The sequence below is a fragment of the Pseudonocardia sp. TRM90224 genome, assembly GCF_021245725.1.
In the GTDB taxonomy this organism is placed as follows: domain Bacteria; phylum Actinomycetota; class Actinomycetes; order Mycobacteriales; family Pseudonocardiaceae; genus Pseudonocardia.
Map to the genome: position 1 here is coordinate 463,131 of NZ_JAJGSX010000003.1, position 13,449 is coordinate 476,579.

11 protein-coding genes and 1 pseudogene are annotated in these 13,449 nt (G+C 69.6%); 7 read left to right on the plus strand and 5 right to left on the minus strand.

Going from position 1 to position 13,449, the window contains the following annotated elements; all coding sequences use genetic code 11:
* Positions 1-81: 81 nt before the first annotated feature.
* From LL648_RS06275 to LL648_RS06290, 4 genes are all read left to right on the plus strand, one after another.
* The gene (locus LL648_RS06275; RefSeq protein WP_232661442.1) at positions 82-939 is read left to right on the plus strand and encodes a helix-turn-helix domain-containing GNAT family N-acetyltransferase; all 858 of its coding nucleotides are present in this window, start codon (positions 82-84) and stop codon (positions 937-939) included.
* Between the two features lie 118 nt (positions 940-1,057).
* On the plus strand, positions 1,058-2,143 hold the full coding sequence (locus tag LL648_RS06280) for a flavin-containing monooxygenase (RefSeq protein WP_232661443.1): 1,086 nt from the start codon (positions 1,058-1,060) through the stop codon (positions 2,141-2,143).
* Positions 2,144-2,399: 256 nt separating this feature from the next.
* Complete coding sequence (locus tag LL648_RS06285) at positions 2,400-2,873, plus strand: TspO/MBR family protein (RefSeq protein WP_232661444.1); 474 nt, start codon at positions 2,400-2,402, stop codon at positions 2,871-2,873.
* A gap of 118 nt (positions 2,874-2,991) precedes the next feature.
* Entirely contained in the window at positions 2,992-3,306 is a 315-nt protein-coding gene (locus LL648_RS06290) for a hypothetical protein (RefSeq protein ID WP_232661445.1), read from the plus strand.
* 160 nt (positions 3,307-3,466) lie between these two features.
* Here LL648_RS06290 and LL648_RS06295 read toward each other — a convergent pair whose 3' ends face one another.
* From LL648_RS06295 to LL648_RS06315, 5 genes are all read right to left on the minus strand, one after another.
* Positions 3,467-4,120 (minus strand): TetR/AcrR family transcriptional regulator, encoded by a 654-nt coding sequence (locus LL648_RS06295; protein ID WP_232661446.1) that lies wholly within the window; start codon positions 4,118-4,120, stop codon positions 3,467-3,469.
* A 251-nt stretch (positions 4,121-4,371) separates the two neighbouring features.
* Positions 4,372-5,886, minus strand: a complete 1,515-nt coding sequence (locus LL648_RS06300) for an ABC transporter substrate-binding protein (protein WP_232661447.1) — start codon at positions 5,884-5,886, stop codon at positions 4,372-4,374.
* Between the two features lie 23 nt (positions 5,887-5,909).
* The gene (locus LL648_RS06305) at positions 5,910-6,821 is read right to left on the minus strand and encodes a class I SAM-dependent methyltransferase (RefSeq protein WP_232661448.1); all 912 of its coding nucleotides are present in this window, start codon (positions 6,819-6,821) and stop codon (positions 5,910-5,912) included.
* Positions 6,814-7,707, minus strand: coding sequence for an ABC transporter permease (locus tag LL648_RS44815; RefSeq protein WP_232661449.1), 894 nt, complete (start codon positions 7,705-7,707; stop codon positions 6,814-6,816). The genes LL648_RS06305 and LL648_RS44815 overlap by 8 nt, the downstream gene beginning before the upstream one ends.
* A 64-nt stretch (positions 7,708-7,771) precedes the next feature.
* Positions 7,772-10,618, minus strand: coding sequence for a dipeptide ABC transporter ATP-binding protein (locus LL648_RS06315; protein ID WP_232661450.1), 2,847 nt, complete (start codon positions 10,616-10,618; stop codon positions 7,772-7,774).
* Positions 10,619-10,856: 238 nt separating this feature from the next.
* Between LL648_RS06315 and LL648_RS06320 the strand changes: the two genes are divergently transcribed.
* From LL648_RS06320 to LL648_RS43785, 3 genes and pseudogenes are all read left to right on the plus strand, one after another.
* Positions 10,857-11,672 carry a hypothetical protein gene (locus tag LL648_RS06320; protein ID WP_232661451.1) on the plus strand — a complete coding sequence of 272 codons (816 nt, stop codon included), beginning with the start codon at positions 10,857-10,859 and terminating at the stop codon, positions 11,670-11,672.
* A 32-nt stretch (positions 11,673-11,704) separates the two neighbouring features.
* Positions 11,705-12,457: pseudogene (locus LL648_RS43780) on the plus strand (amidase family protein); the annotation flags it as partial.
* 83 nt (positions 12,458-12,540) lie between these two features.
* The gene (locus LL648_RS43785; RefSeq protein ID WP_255684787.1) at positions 12,541-13,143 is read left to right on the plus strand and encodes an amidase family protein; all 603 of its coding nucleotides are present in this window, start codon (positions 12,541-12,543) and stop codon (positions 13,141-13,143) included.
* Positions 13,144-13,449 lie beyond the last annotated feature (306 nt).

Sequence of the window (13,449 nt, forward strand, 5' to 3'; positions counted from 1 at the left end):
CGCTCATCGATTCAATGGCCAGGACTCTATCGACGGCGGTCGATTGACGCAACCATCGATGTGAGTCGATACTCTGTCCTCATGAGCACCAGCCTGCCGCTGACGGACATCTCCGGGCCGCCGACGCAGCTCCCAGCTCAGGAAGCGGCGACCTACGCCGAGTGGTTCGCCTGCCTCGCCGAACCGACCCGGGTTCGCATGCTGCACGCGGTCGCCGTCGCCGGCCACCAGATCAGCGTCGGAGAACTGACTGTGCAGCTGGGCATCAGCCAGTCCACCTGCTCGCATCACCTGCGCAAGCTCGCCGACGTGGGGTTCGTGCACCTGCGCAAGGAGGGCACGACCACACTCGTGTCGGTCAACCCGGCCTGCTGCACCGGCCTGCCGCACGCCGCCGACGCGGTGATGGGCATGCTCGGGCCGCGGCCGTGCTGCCCCACCGACCTGCCCGTCGACGTCACCGTCCGCCAGATGCAGGTCGGTGACTGGGCCGATGTTCGGCGCATCTACGCCGAAGGCATCGCCACCGGCGACGCCACCTTCGAGACCGAGGTCCCCGAGCGGCGCGAGCTGGACCGCAAATGGCTGCCTGATCACCGCTGGGTCGCCGAACTCGACGGCACGGTCGTCGGCTGGACCGCGCTCAGCCCGATCTCGACCCGGCCCGTCTACGCCGGCGTCGCCGAGACCTCGATCTACGTCGCCGACGGTGTCCGCGGCCGCGGCATCGGCAAAGCCCTGATCCACAAGCAGGTCACCGCCGCCGACGACGCCGGCCTCTGGACCCTGCAGACCGCGATCTTCCCCGAGAACCGCGCCTCGATCGCGCTGCACCAGTCCGCCGGCTACCGCACCCTCGGCCTGCGCGAACGCATCGGCCAACACCACGGCGTCTGGCGCGACACCGTCTTCCTCGAACGCCGACGCGCCACCGACTGACCCCCACCGGGCATCGCCCGGCCCCGCAGACCCACTACCGGAACCGGCCGCCATGTGCGGACCGGTCATTCACCCTGCCCGCGTTCCTCCGACGGAGGACCGTCTCTTCGAGGTGCCCATGTCCCACCACGACGCGATCGTCATCGGCGCCGGCCAGTCCGGCCTCGCCGCCGCACACGCCCTGCGCGCCGCCAGGCTCTCCCCGCTCGTCCTGGAAGCCGGCCCCGAACCCACCGGGTCCTGGCCGCACTACTACGACAGCCTCACCCTGTTCTCCCCCGCCCGATACAGCGAACTGCCCGGCATGGCCTTCCCCGGCGACCCGAACCGCTACCCACACCGCGACGAGGTCATCGACTACCTGCGCCGCTACGCCGACCGCCTCGACACCGACATCCAGACCGGGCAACGCGTCCGCGCCGTCACCCGCGTCGCCGGCCTCTTCACCGTCGACACCGACGAGCAGAGGTTCACCGCGCCGATCGTCATCGCGGCGACCGGCGGCTTCGGCAACCCCTACCGGCCCACACTGCCCGGCCTCGACCAGTTCACCGGCCATGTCCTGCACGTCAGCCAGTACCGCAACCCCGACCGCTACGCCGACCAACGTGTCGTCGTAGTTGGAGCCGGGAACTCCGCCGCCCAGGTCGGGGTCGAGCTCGCCGGCCACGCACACGTCACCCTCGGCACCCGGGCCCCGATCAAGTACGCGCCGCAGACGATCCTCGGCCGCGACATGCACTGGTGGGCCACCACCCTGGGATTCGATCACCTGCCCATCGGTCCCTACCTGCGCACCAAGCCCAGTGTCCCCGTCATCGACGACGGCACCTACCGCCACACCATCGACGCCGGCCGCCCCGCCCGTTCGCCACTCTTCACCACCATCGACGGCAACCAGGTCACCTGGCCCGACGGGCGCACCGAGCACGTCGACACGATCCTGCTCGCCACCGGATACCGCCCCGACCTGCCCTACCTCGCCGGCCTCGGCGCCCTCGACGCCACCGGGGCACCCCGGCAGATCCGCGGACTGTCTCGCACTCACCCCGGCCTCGCCTACGTCGGGCTGGAATGGCAACGCAGCCTCGCCTCCGCAACCCTCCGCGGAGTCGGACGTGACGCGAACTACCTCGTCGAGCGACTCCTCCGCACACCCGCCAGCGTTCCGACCATCCGATGCTGCGAGGTCGCGAGAACCTGACGCCCACCGCCTGCCCGGCGGCCATCTGAGCGCGTAGCGGACCAAGGTTGTCCGCAGCCGTTGACCGAGCCGTTTCGACCGTCGCAGAACGCCGACCGCAATCGATCCATTCCGGACGTTCGAATCGGGCCGTTCTGCGACGGCCAGGCCTCGGCAGGCCTGCTCGATGCGCTCGGGCGCACCCGGAGCAGGCGGACCCAACGATTGCCGTGGCGGAGCATCCTCTGCGACCCTTCGCCGCATGCCGCGACCTTTCGTGACCGCCGCGGGCGCGACGCTGGTTGCGGCCGGCGCCGGCAACGCCCTGATCAGTAAGGACGACCTCAACTGGCTTTACGGGTTGCGGCAGCCGCGCATGCAGCTGCCGCTCCCAGGTTTCGCGGCCGTGGGCGTGGTGTACTACGCACTGCTGGGATGTGTGCTGTACCGGGCGGTCGATCGGCGCGACAGCGTCGCGACCCGGCTGGCCCTCGTGGTCCTCGTTCTCAACGAGGTGTGGAACGTCGGGTTCTTCGGCCGGCGTAGCGTGCGGACCGGCTTCTTCGGCATCCTCGTCTTCCTGGTGCCTCTGGCCGCGCTGCAGATCGCCGTGGCGAAGGACCGACGCTCCAGCGTGCTGCTGGCGCCCTACACGGCCTGGGTGATCTGCTACGACGTGCCCTGGACGCTTCAGCTGTGGCGGCTCAACCCAGATCGTCCTCAGGCGTGCGCCGCACACCATCGGGAGTAGACCGGCTCCATAGATCCTTTGCAGGGCGAACGTCACGGGCGTCGAGGGCGATCTTCGGCCAGAGCTTGAATGCTGTGTTGCGCAGCGCGGTCCCGGTCTGGGTGGCAGGTACGAGCAGATGGGCGGCCAGGGTCGCGCCGCGGCGGCGGTGACGATGTTGCGCACGGTCGGTCTGGTCGAGCAGGTTCCGGTGCCGGGCAGCCGACGGGATCACTTCTCGATGCGCCCGGATGCGTGGGTACGGTTGATGAGCGGCCAGAACGCCATGATCGAGGTAATGCAGGAAATCGGCTCGGCCGGCGTGGCGGCCGTCGAGGCGAATGGTCCCGCGCAGGGCAGGCTGAACGCGATGCGTGACTTCTACGGGTTCATGCAGGCCGAGTTGCCGGCCCTGATCGATCGATGGCGCGCCCAGTACTCGGGCCACCTCTGATGTTGCGGGCGTAAGCCCACGTTGTGGGCCAGGTGTCATCGCGAACCGAGTTGATACGGAGCAACGCTCCGCCGAGATGGACCACAGGGCCCTTTGATCATGCTCGGACGGCGCTGAGGTTCATCTCGGCGCTGGCCGCGGCGGGGATCGGCTCCCGCGCTCAGCCTTCGGCGCTCGGGGTGGTGTCGGCGGCGGCGGCGATGCGCCGCGCGATCTCGGCGATGCAGGCGTCGACCGCCGTCATGTAGAAGACGCGGTCCTCATCGTCCGCCCCGAGCTCCTCCGCGAGCTCGTGTGCGATCGGGTACTGATCGCGGGGCAGCGACTGGTAGACCGCCGGCCAGATCGCGGACTGGTTGGCGCGCCCTTCATCGTCGAGCGACGCACGAGCCGCGAACTCACCGGAGACGCTGAGCATGACCACCACGAAGGTCTGGTAAAGGGTGACCGTGTCGGTGCGTGAGAGACCCTCCCGGTACAGGGTCGCGAGAATCAACTCGGCGCCCTCGAGCTCGCTGGCGCCACCGCTCGTGCGTGAGAACGTCAGGGCGTGCGCAGCGGGGTGCTCCATGGCGACGTCCCAGACGGCGTCCGCCAGCGACCGCAGCACCTGGTCCCACGACGGGTCGGCCGGCATGGCCGCCCGTGCCCGGTCCAACGCCAGGTGGCGCATCCGCTCGCCGAGCGCCAGGATCAGGTCGTCCTTGTTGCGGAAGTGGCGGTAGTACGCGGTGGGATCGACACCGAGCTCCTCGCCGATTCGCCTGGTGGACAGGGCGGAGGCGCCCTCGGAGTTGGCGAGCTCGAAGACCACGTCGACGATGCGCTCGCGGGCGAGGACCGGACGTCGACCGCGGCGTGCCCCGTTGGTCTTCGGGGGCGAGGAGGTAGCCGTGTCCGAGGCAACCCGGCGTCGATCTGCGTTCGCGGTCATTGCCTGCTTTCCGGACTCTGCGAATTCGGCCGCTCTGTCAGAGCGGGACATCGCTGGTGTGGGATGGCCTCAGCGTATCGGCGGGTCCCGCGTCGTCCCTAGGGTCTGTCCTGCGGGCCCCGCCGGACTTGCTACTTCAGTCTCAGGCCGGCGAACGTGCCGTAGAGGGCGGCGACGGGCGGGAACTCGACCGATGTCGAACTCGCGTATGTGGTGTCGAGGATGAACAGCGGTATCCAGGCGTGGTGCTGGCCGAGGATCAAGTCCTGCAGGTCCTTGAACAGCGCGATTCGCGTCGCCGGGTCGGCCTCGCCCCGGGCTCGATCGGCCAGCGTCTTCGCCTCCGGCCAGCTGCCGAGCGGGGAGAAGAGTGTGCCGGGCGAGAAGAAGCCTTGGAACAGGATGTCGGGAGCAGGCCAGGGAAGGAGGTTCTGACCCAGCGCGATGCCCTTCTCCTTGCCGGACGCCCACGCGTCGAAGTACTGCCCGGAGTTCTCGAACGAGCGGACCTGCGGTTTCAGGCCGATCGACTCGAGCTGTGTCGCGATGGCCTGCGCCAGCAGGGAACCCTGGGGGATGTCTTGAGCGGTGAAAAGGGTGAACGGTGTCTGTGCGGCGCTGCCCGCCTCGCGCATGAGCGCCTTGGCCCGCGTGACGTCCGGGTCGATGGGCCTCTGCAGTTGCGCGCCGGCGCCGTCGAGCATGCTGGGGTAGACGAGTCCGTTGTAGGGGTGCGCGTCCCCGTTGAGGATCCCGGTGATCAGTGCCTTGCGATCGATCGCCAGCGACGCCGCCTCGGCCACCCGCGGATCGTCGAACGGCGGCTGGGCCACGTTGAGCTGGAGGTAGTCGCTGGTCGAGCTCGGAGATGACGTCAGCTTGAGCTTCGTATCACCTTCGACACGGCCCTCCTGCCCCGTGGGGATCGGGAGGACGACCTGCGCGTCGCCCGAGAGCAGTGTGCCCACCCGGGTCGCGGCATCCGCGACGGTGTTGACCGTCACCTTCTCGATCGTCGGCTTGCCGTTCCAGTAGGTGTCGTTCGCTGTCAGGGACACCGATGTATCGCCCTGGAACATGCTGACCTCGTACGGTCCGGTGCCGACCGGCTTGGTGCCGAACGCATTGAAGCCGACCTCTTCGGTGTATTTCGGCGGGTAGACGTAGAGCCAGTTCATCTGGTCCGGCAGGACGGCGTCCGCGGCTTTGGTGTTCGAGACCTCGAACGTCAGCTCGTCGACCACCGTGATCGTGTAGTCGGCGAGGATGGGCCCGGTCTGCAGGCTCTCCTTCTTCGCCAGCTCCAGGCTGTACTCGAACGCCCCGGCCGTCAGCGCCTCACCGTTGGAGAAGGTGACGTTCGGTCGAACGTCGAAGCTCCACGTGTCACCGTCGACCTGCTTCCACGACGTGGCGAGCATCGGCACGGTGACGACGGCCCCATCACTGTTGATCGTGGTGGTGACGGCGGTCTCGAGGAAGTTGAGGTCCAGTTGGGACCCGGACGCATCGAGTCCCGGGTTGAGGCTGGACGGGACGTGGTCGGTGCTGACCACGATCGAACCGGCGGCACCGGGATCGGCGCCCTCGAAGCCACAGGATGCTGACGCCAGTACGACGGCGAAGGACAGCGCGGGCAGCGTCATGCGACGGAACGGACGGTGCGGCTTCATGAGATCGCCTCGGAGCTGGGAGCGTCGTCGGTGCTGGTAGGAGCGGGCAGGCGGGCCCAGGCCGCGAGCACGAGGGGCGCGAACGTCCAGCGCTCGGGGTCGATCGACTCGGGGTGGGCGGCGGCGCGCATCCGCTCGACCTCGTCGTCGCCCAGCGCCGCGCGGACCGGATCGCTGATGCCGGTGCCGGTCGCGGCTGCGGAGACCGGCTTGGTCAGCAGCAGGTTCCCGGGCGGCAGCGCCGCGCAGTCCGCGTGCAGTTCGGGAACCATGGCGCGGGTCAGGAAGATCCCGGGGATGCGGTCCATCGTGAAGTCGACGTCCCCACGTTCCTGCGCGTGGCTCTGTATGGCGCCGCTGAGCAGCTCCAGCGCTGGAGCGGGAGGGGCGTAGTGCCAGTTCCGGTAGTCGTACTCGACCACCACGAGCGTGCCCCCGGGGCGGGTCACCGCGAGCGCACGGTCGATGAAGTCGTCCCACTCCCGGATCGGCCGCCCGTAGAGGGCCCGGAAGCTGACCACGACGTCGTAGAGCCGACCGTCGAAAGCAGTAGCAGGGTGCACGAACCGGACGTTGGTCAACCCGGCGTCCGCCACCACCCTGGCGGTTGCCGCGGACATCCAGACCAGCTCCTCCTCCTCCTCCTCCTCCTCCTCCTCCTCGGGCGTGCCCGAGGAATCTCCCGTGACGGTCACCCGGCCGGCCGGCCCGACGGCCGCCGCGAGCGGCGCCAGCCACGCACCTCCCTGGATGCCGAGGTGCAGCACGGTCCCGTCGACCGGGACATCGACCTGGGCGAGGACCGCGGCGCTGGTGTCCATGCGTCGCTCGAGGTCCGCCAGGCCCTCGAACTCGTGGAGGTCCTCCGGGCCGGCGAACACCGGCGGACCCGATGTGTCTTCAGGCATCGCTCGTCTCCGTTCTCGAAGGGTGGGTCCGGTACTTGGTGCGGGTGCGCTTGTGTCGCGTCCCTGCAGGGGTCTGCGCTGCCGAGGTCCGTGGGTCGAGCTGCTCATCGATCCAGTTCCCGATCACACCGACCGCGGCGAGGAGCAGCGTCAGGACTGCGGCCGGAAGGATCAGCAGCCAGGAATGTCCCGCGGTCAGCGCTGTCTGGCCCGCGTTCAGCAGCGAGCCGAGCGTGGCCGTCGGCGGTGGGATGCCGAGCCCGAGGTACCCGAGGGCCGCCTCTGCCACGAGAGTGGTGGCGAAGGTCAGCACGGTCAGCGAGAGGATGAGGCTCGCGAGGTTCGGTACCACGTGGCGCACGATGATCCGGGAGCGCGGCACGCCGGTCGCCGTGAGCGCCTGGACGAACTCGCTGCCGCGCAGGGCGACCACGACGGGCTGGAGGATGCGGGCGAAGTACAACCAGGCCGCCACCGCGAGGATGACCGAGGTCCCGAGGACGTCCGGGCGGGTCAGGGCCGCCAGCAGGATGATCAGGACCAGCCCGGGGATCGTGAACTGGATGTCGATCACCCGCATGATCACCTGCTCGAGCCAGCCACCGCGCCAGCCCGCCACGATGCCGAGGGTCACCCCCAGCGCCGCGGCCAGGGCGGTGGCCAGGAGGCCGACCTCGAAGGAGATGCGCAGTCCGGTCGCCACGCGGGCCAGGAGATCGCGGCCGAGCTCGTCCGTTCCGAGCAGGTGCGCGGACGACCCCCCGGCGGCCCATATCGGCGGGGCGTAGTTGTGCTCGAGGTCCTGGCTGTTGGGATCGTCCAGGAACACCGGCCCGAGCAGCGCCACCAGCCCGAGCAGGATGCAGCCGGCGAAGCCCGCACACACGGTGACTCCGGCATCACGGAGGTGAGGGCGGCCGCTTCGGTGGCCGCGGGCGGGCTTGCTGCTGTCAGCCATGGCGCAACCTCGGGTCGACGATGCGATAAGCGATGTCCACCAGGAGGTTCACCACGGCAACGAGGAGTGCGAGCAGCACCACCATCGCGGTGACCAGTGGCACATCTTGCGCCGTCAGCGCGTTGGCCAGCAGATTGCCCAGGCCGGGCAGGGCGAAGATCTGCTCGGCGATGACGACGCCGGCGAAGATGTACACGACGTTGAACCCGAGCACGGTGATGATGGGTAGCAGTGCCACCCGCAGCACGTGTCGCACGGCGATCCGCCACTTGGACAGCCCCTTCGAGCGGGCGAAGGTGACGTGCTCGCTGTGCACCGTGTGGATGATGCTGGCGCGCAGGATCAGCGCGATTTCCGCGACCGGGTAGAACGCAAGTGTGATCACGGGAAGGACGACGCTGGCGGCGCTCGTGTAGCCCGAGACCGGGAGCACCCGCCACGTGACGCCGAAGAGCAACACCAGGAGCGGGCCGACGACGAACGTCGGAACGGCCTGAGCCGTGATGATGTAGGCGTTGATCGCGACGCCGAGAGGTCGACCGTTGTGGTAGCCGGCGATCATCCCCAACCCGATGCCGGCGGCCACGATGACCACCAGTGTCGTCCCGGCCAGGGTCAGCGTCGGTCCCACCCGGCTGCCGATGGCCTCCCACGGCGAGATGCCGAACTGCAGGGAGTCCGGGAAGTTTCCCGTGATCAGCTGGTGCAGGAAGCCCACGTACTGCGACCACAAGGACTGGTCGTATCCCAGGAGGGCCCGGATTTCGGCCACCTTCTCCGGGGTGCCGAACTTGCCGGCGAGCTGGACCGCCGGGTCCCACGTCAGGTGGGTTACCAGGAAGACGATCGTGCAGGCACCCCAGGCGGCGAAGAGGGCCAGCAGGACCCGTTGGAGCCAGAATCGGGCCGACCCGGCCGGGGCGCGGCGGCGGGCGAGCCGCGTCGGCAGTTCCGGGGTCGGCGTTGCAGCCGGCACCTCGACCTCCGGGCGCGGTGGTCCTGCCCGGTCGGTGAGCGGGGCGGCCGCCAGGAGTTGGCGCGTGTACGGGTGCTGTGGGGCGTCGAAGACCGTGCGGACAGAGCCTTCTTCGATGAGCTCTCCGTCCCGCATCACCGCGACCCGGTGGGCGAGGTGCTCGACGACGGTCAGGTCGTGGGTGACGAAGAGGTAGGCGAGGCCGAGCCTCGACTGCAGTTCGACCAGCAGGTTGAGGATCTGTGCCTGCACCGAGACGTCGAGCGATGAGGTCGGCTCGTCGAGGACCAGCATGCGCGGTCGCGTTGCCAGCGCCCGTGCGATGGCCACGCGCTGTGCCTGACCGCCCGACAGCTCGTGCGGAAAGCGGGTGAGCAGCTCGGCATCCAGCCCGACCGAGCTCAGGAGCGTCGCTGCATCAGTGGCCTCTCCATCGCTCGGATGCGCCGCGATCGCCTCACGCAGGACCTCGTTGACGGTGTTGCGCGGGTCGAAGCTCGCAACCGGGTCCTGGAAGATCATCTGTGCGTTCACGCGCCAGCCGCGCAGCGCCTCGGGACCCAGGGAGCGCAGGTCGAGGGAGCCGTCCCAGCGCACTTCGCCGCTCGTGGGCTCGACCAGTCGTAGAACTGCTCGGCCCAGTGTCGTCTTGCCGCTGCCGCTCTCCCCGACGATCGCGAGCGTCTCACCGGGCCGCAGATCGAGACCGACGTCGCGGACGGCGTGGTGGATGCGGGCGCCTCCGGCACCGCGCACCCGGAAGTCGACGCACAAGGCCGTGACGCTCAGGAGGGGCGTGGCTGTCGAATCGACCACCTCGTCGGCACCGGAGGCGCCGGGCCGGACCTCGCTGCCGACGGTTCGAGGCTCGACGCAGGCGACCATGTGGGCGGGGCCGACCTGGAGCAGGGGTGGGGCAGCGGTGCCACAAGCCGCGACCGGGCGCGGGCACCGCTGCGCGAAACCGCAGGCACGGCGGGGTTCGTGGACCGGGACCGGTACCGAACCGGTCACCACGGGCAGAACGCGACGTGGCCCGCCGCCCCTGCCGAGGGCGGATGCGAGCAGTGCCTGCGTGTAAGGGTGCTGCGGACGCTGCAGGACCTCGGCGGTCGGCCCGGACTCGGCGACGCGGCTGTCGCACATCACGACGATCCGGTCGACGTGGCGGGCGACAACGTTGAGGTCGTGGCTGATCAGCAGCAGGGCCAGGCCGCGCTCGGCGCGCAACCGGTCGAAGATGGCGAGCACCTGGGCTTGGGTGGTGACGTCCAGCGCCGTCGTCGGCTCGTCGGCGACGATCACCTCGGGATCGCCGCTCAGGGCCACGGCGATCGCGACGCGCTGCCGCATCCCGCCCGAGAGCTGGTGCGGGTACGACGCCCGCACGCGCTGTGGCTCGCGCAGACCGACGGCGTGCAGCAGCTCGTCCACCCGCTCCACGACGGCTCGTCGACGCAGGTCGCGGTGGTGCTGACGCACCGCCTCGGCCAGCTGGGCGCCGATGGACATCACGGGGTTCAGCGAGCGGAGCGGATCCTGGAAGACGGCCGCGACCCGGGCACCCCGGAGGGCGCGCAGTCCGGACCTCGACAAAGCAGTCATGTCGCGCCCGTCGAGAGTGATCGTGCCGGCGGTGACCAGGCACGGGGAGGGCAGCAGCCCGAGCACGGCTCGAGCCACGGTCGACTTGCCCGATCCGGACTCGCCGACCAGGCCGATGGCCTCACCGGGCCGCAGTGTGAATCCGACGCCGTTGACCGCCAGGACACCTGCCCCCACCCGGACGTCGAGGTCGCTGACCGAAAGACCGTCGCCGGCCTTCGTCGCCGGGCGCGTGTGGGCATGAGGGGCGAGCGACACCAGCTGCTCCTTCCTCGGTGGACGGGGCGACGTTGCAGGTCACACCGATGAGCTACGGAGTCTGAGATATGTCAACAGCGGTGTCAATAGTGGTGACAAATTCTCGCCGTGATTTTGTCATCGATATTGTCAGCGGTGATGACAAGCCGTACGGTGCGGAAACCACGGTCCTCGATGCGGGCCGATCGACAGACGAATCGCCCGCGCTCCGGCGACGGGCACGGACAGAGGAGCCCAGATGATCGAAGCGGACATGTGGCCCAGGCTCACCGAGATCTTCGACGCCGACGACGCCGCCGACTCCGACGCTTACGCCGCGTTCGTGGCGGAGCACGAGGTCCCCGTCGTCCAGCGGCTGCTCGCGGATGCCGCCCCCGGATCGAGCCGCTCGGTGCTCGCCTTCGACGGCCCGCATCCGCTGGTCCTCGCTCTCCTGGCCGACTGGGCCGGCTCCGCCGGCAAGGTCGACGTCGTCCGCGGCCCGCAAGACGACGAGGACTCCGACGTCACGGCCTGCGTCGCGGAACTCGGACGCGACAGGGTCCAGGTGATCGACCGATCGGAGGCACGGCCCGGCGACTACGGCCTCGTCTTCGCGAGCCGGGTCCTCTACTGGGAGCCGGAGAACGTGGAGGGACGCCACGCGTTGATCGACTGGATGCGGAGCCTGATGGCTCCCGCCGGGCACCTCATGGCATGCGAGATGGACTTCCGGACCTGGAACTACCTTCCCGCCACGCCGGCGATCACCGAGGTCCACGACAGGGTCGAGGAGACCTTCGGGTACGACTTCACTGCGGCCGGGCACCTGCCGGGATTGTTCCGACGTGTCGGCCTCGAGCCGACCCTGCACGCCTTCAGCGCCGTCCTGCCCGCGAACTCCTTCCTGGGTCGCAAGACCGTCGGCCGGGCCCGCGCGTTCCTGGAGGTCGGTGCCTGGGACTCCGCCGCCACCGAGCTCGTCGACCAGGCCGAGCGAGACATTCTCAGCCCCGATCGCTGGGTGACCTTCCCGGCGGCCGTCCACGCCTGCGCGACGGCGCCGACCGGCTGAGTCGCCGACCCGTAGCCACCTGAGAGGAACGCATGTCGGAACACGACCCGCACGATCCGCTGTGGCGCTGGTCCGCCACCGAGCTCGCCGAGGCGATCCGCGCCCGTCGCGTCTCGTCCGTCGAGGTGACCACGTCGTTCCTGGACCGGATCGCCGAGACGAACGACGTCATCAACGCGATCGTCGGACTCGATCCCGCCGACGCCCTCGCCCAGGCCGGAAGCGCCGACCGGGCCCTCGTGGCGAACGCGTCGGTGGGACCGCTGCACGGCGTCCCGACCAGTATCAAGCTCAACGTCGACCAGCGCGGGCGCGCAACCACGCACGGTGTCACAGCGCTCGCCGACAAGATCGCGGAGAACGACGCTCCGCTGGTGGCGCACGTGCGCGAAGCGGGCGGGATCCTCCTGGGCGGCACGAACCTGCCGGCCTTCTCGCTGCGCTGGTTCTCGGGCAACGACCTCCACGGGAAGACGCTCAATCCGTGGAACCACGATCGCACTCCCGGCGGCTCGAGCGGCGGTGCCGCAGCCGTCTCGGCCGGCATGCTCCCCATCGCCCACGGCAACGACATCGGCGGCTCGGTGCGCTATCCCGCCTTCGTCTGCGGGGTCACCGCCATCCGCCCGACGTCGAGCGCCGACCTCAACTGGCTCGCGCGCGCCGGAGCCGGTTACGTCCCGCCCGAGGACGACTCTCTCGCCGGTCAGCTGCTCGCCGTCGAAGGCTGGATGGCGCGCAGCACCCGCGATCTGCGGCTCGGTCTTGCGGCGATGAGCCCGCCCGAAACCCGCCTGGCCTACCGGCTCACCGAACAAGCCACGGGCACACCCACCCGCTGCACGTCGGCGTCGTCCGCGACATCGGTCTGGGCGCACCCCATCCGAGTGTCGATGCCGCCATCGACGATGCGGTCGCCTGCCTGCTCGACGCCGGGTACAAGATCAAGGAGATCGAGTTCCCGATCCTGCGCGAGGCGTACCCGCTCTGGAACTTCCTCATCTTCGAAGAGATGCGCGCAACGATGCCGACGATCCTCGAGCACGCCGACGACACCGTTCGCGCGAACATGCTGGCCACTTTGGAGGTGACCGAGCGCATGTGGGGACCCCCGCCCGCCCTGAGCGAGTACGCCCATCAGTGGTCGCGCCGCGGAACTCTGGTCGCCCGGGCCGAGGCGGCACTGCGCGAGTTCCCGATCCTGCTGACGCCGTCCTCGGCCGAGCCGCCGTTCGTGCAGGACCGCGACACCCGGGGGGCCGACGAGGTCGAGGCGATGACCGCGGCGCAGTGGCCGCAGATCACCGTGCCGGTGCTCGGGCTACCCGCCGTCTCGGTCCCGACCGGCATCGCCGACGGCCTGCCGACCGGCGTCCAGCTCGTCGGCGGCCGGCACAGCGACCTCATGCTGCTCGACGCCGCCGACCAGATCGAGGCGCGCACCGGCCGCTTCTGGCCACCGGCGCGCTGATCTGACCGTCGTCGGCAGCCGTGTCTCTGCGGACGGGCACGCGCCGGTGCTGCTTGGTGTTGCTTTGTGTTGCCGAGATCGACCGGAGCGCCTTTGATCAGCCTCGGACGGCGCTGAGGTTCATCTCGGCGCTGAGTACCCGTCCGGCGTTTGAGGTGGTCGAACAGGCGGCGGCCGGTCAGCTGCCCCCGGGGCGACGCGTACGTAGACATCGCGGCGTTCGGCGGCGGCAGCACGACCTGCCTGTTGTTCGGTTGGAGTGCGCGAGTCGACCGCGGCACCCTTTGCCTTGACCTCGTCCCAACT